This is a genomic window from Herpetosiphon gulosus, from assembly GCF_039545135.1.
Lineage (GTDB): Bacteria > Chloroflexota > Chloroflexia > Chloroflexales > Herpetosiphonaceae > Herpetosiphon > Herpetosiphon gulosus.
Genome location: NZ_BAABRU010000062.1, coordinates 1 through 6,874, shown reverse-complemented (window position 1 = coordinate 6,874; position 6,874 = coordinate 1). Strand labels below are relative to the sequence as shown.

At 58.8% G+C, this 6,874-nt stretch carries 8 protein-coding genes; 7 read left to right on the top strand and 1 reads right to left on the bottom strand.

Annotated elements, in window-relative coordinates; all coding sequences use genetic code 11:
• Positions 1-136 precede the first annotated feature (136 nt).
• Genes ABEB26_RS26540 through ABEB26_RS26530 form a run of 3 tightly spaced genes read left to right on the top strand, consistent with a single transcriptional unit; the run spans position 137 to position 2,182 of the window.
• Positions 137-1,570, top strand: coding sequence for a VirB4 family type IV secretion system protein (locus tag ABEB26_RS26540; RefSeq protein WP_345725115.1), 1,434 nt, complete (start codon positions 137-139; stop codon positions 1,568-1,570).
• 11 nt (positions 1,571-1,581) lie between these two features.
• Positions 1,582-1,749, top strand: coding sequence for a hypothetical protein (locus ABEB26_RS26535; protein WP_345725114.1), 168 nt, complete (start codon positions 1,582-1,584; stop codon positions 1,747-1,749).
• Positions 1,750-1,777: 28 nt separating this feature from the next.
• Positions 1,778-2,182 (top strand): hypothetical protein, encoded by a 405-nt coding sequence (locus ABEB26_RS26530; protein ID WP_345725113.1) that lies wholly within the window; start codon positions 1,778-1,780, stop codon positions 2,180-2,182.
• Between the two features lie 114 nt (positions 2,183-2,296).
• Here the strand turns inward: ABEB26_RS26530 and ABEB26_RS26525 are convergent, their stop codons facing one another.
• A complete protein-coding gene (locus ABEB26_RS26525; RefSeq protein ID WP_345725112.1) occupies positions 2,297-2,749 on the bottom strand; it encodes a DUF6326 family protein in 453 nt (150 codons plus the stop codon).
• Positions 2,750-2,947: 198 nt separating this feature from the next.
• Here ABEB26_RS26525 and ABEB26_RS26520 point away from each other — a divergent pair, with 198 nt between their 5' ends.
• The 4 genes from ABEB26_RS26520 (at position 2,948) to ABEB26_RS26505 (ending at position 6,778) form a co-directional block, all read left to right on the top strand.
• The gene (locus ABEB26_RS26520) at positions 2,948-3,517 is read left to right on the top strand and encodes a hypothetical protein (protein WP_345725111.1); all 570 of its coding nucleotides are present in this window, start codon (positions 2,948-2,950) and stop codon (positions 3,515-3,517) included.
• 127 nt (positions 3,518-3,644) lie between these two features.
• Positions 3,645-5,561 carry a TraM recognition domain-containing protein gene (locus ABEB26_RS26515; protein ID WP_345725110.1) on the top strand — a complete coding sequence of 639 codons (1,917 nt, stop codon included), beginning with the start codon at positions 3,645-3,647 and terminating at the stop codon, positions 5,559-5,561.
• Positions 5,503-6,510, top strand: coding sequence for a replication-relaxation family protein (locus ABEB26_RS26510; RefSeq protein ID WP_345725109.1), 1,008 nt, complete (start codon positions 5,503-5,505; stop codon positions 6,508-6,510). Before ABEB26_RS26515 ends, ABEB26_RS26510 begins: the two co-directional genes overlap by 59 nt.
• A gap of 124 nt (positions 6,511-6,634) precedes the next feature.
• Positions 6,635-6,778 carry a hypothetical protein gene (locus ABEB26_RS26505; protein ID WP_345725108.1) on the top strand — a complete coding sequence of 48 codons (144 nt, stop codon included), beginning with the start codon at positions 6,635-6,637 and terminating at the stop codon, positions 6,776-6,778.
• The last annotated feature ends 96 nt before the right edge of the window (positions 6,779-6,874 follow it).

Below are 6,874 nucleotides of genomic sequence, written 5' to 3'. Positions count from 1 at the left end.
GATATCACTGCAAAATGGGTCACGCTGCCAAACTGGGCACGGATTCGCAACCAATTGGCCATTCGCTTTGACGGACGCTTTCCGGGGTAATGGGGCGAAATACACAATCTACTTGACAGTCCCGTCAGTTTATGCGATGAACGCCTTGGATGTCCAGCAGTTGCACGAAGTGGCCTATGCGATCCTCATCCAAGCGCCGAGCGTGCGGGACTTGAATCGCATCACCCAAACCCTGCGTGACCGTATGGGCGCACGGCTCAAACTGGATGTCTTGAGTGGAACCCAAGGCGAATACCTCAAATTGTTCACGACCACACCGAGCAAACAGATCGCCGCGCCGCTGATTCGCCGCAATGCCTTGAGTGAACACGTCGCAGCCAAAACCCCATGGGGCATTCGCAAGAGCGATGCGACCAGCGGCGTGCTGTTTGGCTACGATCCCCACGACCAATTGCCATTTCATTACGACACGTTCGGCCTGACCGGAACCGACAACCCGCACTTGCTGATGCTTGGGAAATCGGGCAGCGGCAAAACTGTGAGTTTAGGGATGTTGGCCTTGCGCCATGCGGTGGCAGGCCACCAGATCGTGATGTTCGATCCGGTGGGCAATTGTGCGCGGTTGTGTGAGGCGGTCGGCGGTGGGGCTGCCTACTATCACTTAGCCGAGGATGTGGCGATTAATGTGCTTGACCCGATGGAAACCAGCTTGCATCGCCAGAAAAGCCATGTGGAGCGTAAGCTGTCGATGGTGTTGGGCCGTGCGATCACCAGCGGGTCAGGGGTGCAGCTGCGGCCTCGTGAGTTCAGCAACGCCGAACGGGGAGCGCTCGATGCAGCCTTGGCATCGACGCGGATCTATGGCCCTGACGGGGTGTTTTTGGCGCAGATGGATGACGACACCGCGCCGCTTTTGAGCGATCTGGTGCTGGCCTTGCGCGAAACCAACCGCCCTATTGGCCACGCCTTGGCCGAAGAAATTAGCGATATTGCCTTGCAGAGTCAGGCCCACTTGTTTGATCGCCAGACCACGCTCAAGTGGGATTTTGGCAGTGATGTTGCTGCCTACAACCTTAACAACGCGGATAAAGCCTTGCTCCCGTTGTATTTGGATCATGGCCTGGGGGCACTCAACCACTACATTCGCAGCCCCGAACGACGAGCGCGAGGCCAAAAGCTGGTATGTGTGGTGGACGAGTTCGGCATTCTTTCACAAATTGAAAGCCTCAAAAAAGAGGTGGCCAATGCAACCAAAGAATGGCGGAATTACGGTGCGGCACTCTGGTCATGCGACCAAAACAGCGCCACGTACATGGGCGGCAGTGGCAATGCCCAAGACTTCAATAACCTGACGACCAACAACACCGCCGTGAAGCTGTTTGGGCGGCAAGAGGGAACCGATGCGAACCTGCTTGGTGAGGCGTTTCCAGAGCTATCCCCCAGTGATATTGCGGCGATTCGCACCGCAGGCCCAGGCGAGTTCGTGGGGATTTTCGGCACAAACGAAGTCCACCATCTGCGGATGCAATTGACCGATCAAGAAGTGGCCTATTTCATTCGGAAGGGCTAGAGGAGGCAGGGATGAAGCTGATGAAACGCAAGGACACCGCCGGACAGCAAGAACGGGCCGACTTGGCCAACGCGACCGAGCAACTGCACCGCGTGTTGGTGATGCGCTGGTGGCGCTGGCGACATGGGTTTTTGGCAGCAAAACGGCTCGAAATTGAGCAACGCCGCCGCGAAGGGTAACAATCAATGGTGTATGGAGGCTAGAACAATGCAACGATGGTTTTTGGTGCTGATGGGTTTGGTACTGGCAAGCGTGTTGGGCGGGTGTGGTGCGGATGCGAGCCGTTCAAAAAGCTCGGTCGATGTGATCACCACCTGGGCGGAGGCCGTGGTGGCGGATGATTGGGCAACCGCAACGGCGATGATTGGCTGGGAGCCGGAGCGCTGGGAGCGGGTGCTGCGCGGGAAAGACGGCACGGATGACTATACAGCCTATGCGCTGGTGGGTGATCCGGTGGTGTTGACGGCCTCGACCACGGCAATGATTCAGTGGACACGCGCGGGCGATCCGAAGCCGCAGTGTATGACAGTCGAAGTGGGCAAAAGCAACCGGATCACGGTCAATGGCTGGTCGCTCTGCCCTGGTGAATCACTCAACCGTCATACCCCGTAGCAACTGATCAACCACGCACCCGAAGGTCGGGATCGGCGGGCCTGATGACTCCCGCCGTTGCTGGTCGCGCTCGCTGCGTCCACCCACAATGGATGACGCACCGTGATCGATTAACTACCGCGTGATCCCATCCGTTGTGCGGGGCCACGTCCACGCGGCACGCAGGATGAACACCAGCAGTAGCACCTCGATGCCGATGGAGAGGCCATAGAAGGAGGCCCAATTCCACGATTCGCCCGCTGCGTTGAAGGCGGCGAACGGAATTTCAAACGCGGCCACGATGAGATTGGTGGTGCGGTTCGCACGGGCGGGCAAGGCCATCGAGAGGACGATCATGAGGGCGGGGATGGCCACGAGCGCGAGGACGGTGGTCAAATACGTTGGGCTGATGGCGAACTCAAAGATGACACCCGACCGGATTTGGTCGATGGCTCCAGGCTTGTACAGGTGGAAGTAGTCCACATAGATGTAGAGGAACATGAAGCTCGTCCAGGCGGCGGCGAGCTTCGCTTGGACAGGGACGTGCCCATCCGCAAGGGGTGTCATCGGTTTTTTGATTGCATTCATAGGGTTATCCTTGTCGTGCAGATAGTCGAAATATGTCCCTATCCTGCGGGATACGATGAGGTGGCGGATAGACACGAAAGTGTTGTTGGCGAGTGGGGTTGCCCGCTGTGCAGGGAAAACCGAGGCCATTGGCCTCGACGTGGGGCTGCACTGCCGCACGCGAGGCCATGCAACCGTGGCGACGGTCGTGCGTTTAACATGACAGCATTGATGGTCGTGAAGGAGCAAGGGATGCCGACTGGATTGAAACAACTGATTGGAATCGTGGTGGTCGTGGTGGTCGCCGCACTTGGCGGGTGGGCATGGACGCGCACGCTGCCAAGCGCGAACGCCGAGCCAGTCGATCCCGTGGTGTCACTCGCAACGGTCGGGTTCGGTCATGGCTATGGGATTTATGGCTGGGATTCGGGATTGCAGGTCGTGCTGGTCTACGATGGTGGGGAGCCGTGGATGACCTGTAGCGGGTTAGTCGAGACGAAGCCGACGGACTCCCGTCGCTGCATCGTTCCCTTTGCGAATGGGCAAACGGTGATGTGGGCGATCAGCACCGTCGATGGGAAAACAGGGACACTCGTGGTGAATGAGACATCCTCTGCGCTTGCCCAAGGAACAACGGTGGTGCATCTGGTTTTTGTGGGTGATCGCCTCGTGGTGACGCAGTATCAGCGTTCCATGGCGCGGCTCCAGCAACGGGATGCGCGTGAAACGGTGGAAGAGCTGTTTGCCCATGATCCAGAGCTTGCCCCGTGGGCCGTAGTGTTCCGCTAGCGACTTGAGGAACAATCAACTACCTGACCAATGACACCAGCACCCCCATGCTGGTGTTTGGTTTTAAGCAACGCGGGATTGTGAATGACGATCCCGCGTTGCGCTATCCACAAAAAGGAGGATCGGAATGAGTCAACCACCAGCAGCCCAACCCGCGTCCAGTGGCGACGGCGGCGGGGCAATGATGGGCTTTTTCATGGGCCTGGTCGTGGTGATCGTGGCCTTGCCCGCAGCGATTGGCGCATTGTGGGGCAGGCGCTACATGAAAACCCACCAGCCGATGGTCGCGATGGCCGCCCTTACAGGCGCAGGCTTCATGGCCTTGGTCATCTGGTCGCCGTTACAAGATCACCTCAAAGCAAGCCGCACGGCGATGGAACGGGAAAAACGCCGCGACGGCATCATGGGCGTGGTGAGTGCGGGAGCCGGAGCCATTCCCTTGCTGTGGCTCTACACCATCCCACTCGCGCCTGCGCTGACGATGGTATGGGAGAGTGTGCGGCCCAAGTCGCTTGCCGAGCAACAAGCCGACAAAGATGCCCAAGCGCAGGAAAAACGCACGCTTCAGCTGGAATCCGCCAAGCGCCGCGCCATGAAAGCCAGCGCGGCCAGTTTGACCCATCGCCCTATCACCAAGGACATTGATAGCGCGACGGTCTTAGGGGCCAAGATTCAGGGTGATCCATTATTCTTTGCCAATGAGCATAAACGCCTGATGTATCTCACAACCAACATCGGCGCGGCCAGTTTGCATATGCTGTTTATTGGGGAGAATGGCGCGGGTAAATCGGAGTCGATGTTGCGCGTCGCCGCTTCCATAGCGGCTTCCACGAACTGGGACATCTTTTTCGTCAACCCCAAAAACGACACCAAAATGATGCAGCAATTCTACGATTTGATGGCGTTTTATGATAGGCGATGCCGTTTATTCCCGCAAGAAGCCTATAACGGCTGGGAAGGGGATAGTGGGGCGTTGTTATCGCGGATTATGGCCATTCCGGCCTACGCAACCGAGGGCGCGGCTTCATTTTATTCCGACATGTCCGAAGTCTACTTACGAGCGGTTTTGAACACCGATGAGGCGTTGCCAAGCTCGTTTGAAGAACTCGAAGAACGCTTGCAATATGGTCGTTTGGCCGACCAATACAAGGATAATGCCCAAGGCTTTGCGCGGGTTGCCAGCATCAGTGCAGCCGATGCAAAAAGCGTGTTTATGCGCTTTGCGACCATGACTCCGAAACTGACCCAAATCCGGCGGGATGGCTGGCGACTGAGTGAGGCCCGTGCTGCCTACTTTGGCTTGCCCGTGTTGGCCAACGAGCGGGATAGCCAAAGCATTGCCAAGTTTTTGCTTGAGGACATCAAGTATTACTTGTCCACCCGCAAGCCCACCGACCGCCGCGCGGTGCTGATCATCGACGAATTTTCGTCACTCGGAACCGAGAGTGTGATCCGGCTAGCGGAAATGGCGCGGAGTTTGGGCGGGATCGTGATGCTCGGAACCCAAACACTGGCGGGCCTTGGTGATGCTGACCAACAGGCGCGGATTGTCGGCAATATGACCGTGGTGCTGCACCGCATGAGTGCCCCCGAAGAATTAACCAAGCTCGCGGGGGTGCAAAAAGTGATGACGACGATCCACCAGTTTCAAGGCAAGCAGATTTTGAAACGGGGAACCTACCGCATGGAGGAGGAGGCGCGGATCGACCCACAGGATGTCCGCACCTTGCCGACCGGATGCGCCTGGGTGATTGCCCGTGGGGCGGCGGCCAAAGTCCAGATTGCGATGATGCCCGCTGTTCCCCATGTGCCCATCGTGATCCAGCGACCGCGCCGCGCGCCGACCCCCGCCCAGGCATTCGCGCCTGTTCAGCAGGATTCGGCCAGTTTTGGCGCGACATTCACACCAATGGCGGAACCGCACGCCCCCCAGCCGCTGATCGATCACCAAGACGATGCCCCCGCTGTGCAAGAGGAGGAAGCCCATGCCCACGACGCTGACGAACGCTTCAGCTTTGGTGCGGGTCGCGTTGACCCCGCGTGACCTCGCGATTTTTCAGACCTTGGCGGATGCCCGCTTTTTAACCGCTGCGGCCATCGAATGGCTGCACTTTCCCGACCGCCGCCCCGTGTGGGAAGCGGATATGCAGGCCCGCATGCAGACGGCCTGCACCGAGCCGTATCGGATTGGACGGTCGGTCTATCGGCGGCTCCATTTATTAGTGAGTGCTGGCTATCTGTATCGCCTCGTTCGACCGATCGCACGGCTTGGCCATGGGGGAGGGCGCGAACCCGATCTGTATGCACTCTCAGAACGTGGAGCCGATGCGGTAGCGATGGAGCAGGATGATCCGATTGATCGGGCCTCCGAGTTTCGCCAGCGGCCATGGTCCCATATGACGACCAATCATGCCGCCGAGATTGGCGACGTGTATGCTGCGCTGCGGGTCAAGATTGCCAGTATGCCAGGCTTGGCCATGGAGGGGTGGCAGCATGATGTCCAGTTGTCACGGGCCTACGATCAGGTGACGGTCACCCGTCCGCTGAATGGTCGCATGGAGCGGGTGGTGTTGCCCGTCGTTCCCGATGGGACGTTTGTGCTGGTGCATCCGCGAGGCCGCATGCGGGTGTTCCTCGAAGTGGATCGGGGGACGCGCCGCACGGAAACGTGGCGTGAGAAAATCATGGCGTATCAGGCGTACCATGGGAGTCCCGCGCTGCACACGCGCTATGGCACGCAGCAGTTTCTGGTTTTGGCGATTGCCCCCAGCACCGTCCAGCAACGGCGGCTGATGAACGCGACCGCCGCCGTGGTGGGCGGGGCGAGTCCCCGTTATTTATTCACCCTGCGTGCGGCGGTGCATCCGTTGCGGATTGGTGCGGAATGGCGCAGAATAGCGGGCATAACGCGCACACCCGTGGCCGTGGAAGGGGTGGGACGGATGCATGAACGGGTGGAAGCCGTGACGGAGCCGCATATCTTTTTGCAGTAATGGCGGCAGGCTATCCCGCGTGCAGCCCACCGCTCTGCCCATCGGATCACGCTGGAATGATCATCGCTGGTGTGCGATCCCATGGGGGAGCGCGGTGATGAATAAGGGGGAGTGTTTCCCAACGATGACACCAACAATCTTTCTCACCCTCTATTTTGATGCCGCAACCGAGCGAGCAATTACGGAGGTGTGGCACGTGCTTGCCGAGGCAGGCATGCCCGTGCCTGGGGTGCATGGCTGTCAATCGTCGCCCGATAGTGCTCTGTGATCGTTAGCAATACTGCCCAACCAGATTCTCGGCAATGCTGCTCACCTGGTTCTCGCCATTGACCCGGTTTTCTGACCAGCCCATTGCTGATCAGCC

Excerpts from the sequence above, each read along its gene's own strand:
- ABEB26_RS26520 (WP_345725111.1), top strand. The coding sequence starts at position 2,948 with ATGACAGCATTGATGGTCGTGAAGGAGCAAGGGATGCCGACTGGATTG.
- ABEB26_RS26510 (WP_345725109.1), top strand. The coding sequence starts at position 5,503 with ATGCCCACGACGCTGACGAACGCTTCAGCTTTGGTGCGGGTCGCGTTG.
- ABEB26_RS26540 (WP_345725115.1), top strand. The coding sequence starts at position 137 with ATGAACGCCTTGGATGTCCAGCAGTTGCACGAAGTGGCCTATGCGATC.
- ABEB26_RS26530 (WP_345725113.1), top strand. The coding sequence starts at position 1,778 with ATGCAACGATGGTTTTTGGTGCTGATGGGTTTGGTACTGGCAAGCGTG.
- ABEB26_RS26515 (WP_345725110.1), top strand. The coding sequence starts at position 3,645 with ATGAGTCAACCACCAGCAGCCCAACCCGCGTCCAGTGGCGACGGCGGC.
- ABEB26_RS26525 (WP_345725112.1), bottom strand. The coding sequence starts at position 2,749 with ATGAATGCAATCAAAAAACCGATGACACCCCTTGCGGATGGGCACGTC.
- ABEB26_RS26535 (WP_345725114.1), top strand. The coding sequence starts at position 1,582 with ATGAAGCTGATGAAACGCAAGGACACCGCCGGACAGCAAGAACGGGCC.
- ABEB26_RS26505 (WP_345725108.1), top strand. The coding sequence starts at position 6,635 with ATGACACCAACAATCTTTCTCACCCTCTATTTTGATGCCGCAACCGAG.